The sequence below is a fragment of the Acidisoma sp. 7E03 genome, assembly GCF_054665075.1.
On sequence record NZ_BAAFHE010000054.1, the window covers coordinates 1 to 932 of the forward strand.

Annotated in this window: 1 protein-coding gene; it reads left to right on the forward strand. The window is 63.7% G+C overall.

Going from position 1 to position 932, the window contains the following annotated elements:
* Window positions 1-102 precede the first annotated feature (102 nt).
* Window positions 103-909 carry an IS5 family transposase gene (locus ACYQ6W_RS22615; protein ID WP_459678554.1) on the forward strand — a complete coding sequence of 269 codons (807 nt, stop codon included), beginning with the start codon at window positions 103-105 and terminating at the stop codon, window positions 907-909.
* Window positions 910-932: the final 23 nt, after the last annotated feature.

Consider the following 932-nt stretch of genomic DNA (forward strand, 5'->3'; position numbering starts at 1 on the left):
AGAGGCCATTTCGGAATCAACGCGGAACGTGTTCAGCGAGGGGTTGGATGGCCGTGCCAGATGTGATTCTGGGCAGGTGTTCGAAGCCTTGCCGGAGACCTCATGTGGACGCCGACCACCCGCGCGCAGCATAGCCGCGCGGGGCTACGTTATGGAAGTGACCTGACGGACGCCGAATGGCGGATCCTCTCCCCGTTCCTACCTCCGCCGAGGTCGTGCGGCTGTCCGCGGAAGTGGGCGATGCGGGAGATCGTCAATGCCATCTTCTACGTCCTGCGCGGCGGCATCGCATGGGGGCTGCTGCCCAAGGATTTCCCACCGTGGTCCACCGTCTATCGTTGGTTTGCCCGGTTCCGCGATGACGGCACGTGGGAGCGGATCAACCACCACCTGGTGATGCTCGACCGCGAGCGGGCTGGTCGTGAGGCAAGCCCGACGGCCGCCGTGATCGACAGTCAGAGCGTCAAGACGACCGAAAGCGGCGGTATCCGTGGCTACGATGCGGGCAAGAAGGTCAAGGGCCGCAAGCGCCACGCCATGGTCGACACGGACGGTCGGGCGCTCAAGCTACAGGCCCATGCCGCCGATATCCAAGACCGTGACGGTGCAGGGCCGCTGCTGCGGGCCTCACGTCCGAGCTGGCCCTTCGTGGCATTGGGCTATGCCGATGGCGGATACGCTGGTCCCCGTGTGGCCAAAGCCAGTCCTATCCGCATCCAGGTGGTGCGCAAGGCCGATAGCCAGGTCGGCTTTGCTGTCATTGCCCGGCGATGGGTCGTCGAGCGGTTCTTCGCCTGGATCAACCGGAACAGACGTTTTGCAAAAGACTTCGAGGCTACGATCGAGAGCGTCGAAGCCTTTCTCTACGCCGCTGCCACCGTCATCCTGCTGCGACGGCTGGCCCGTTGATCTATCGATTCGAAATGGCCTCT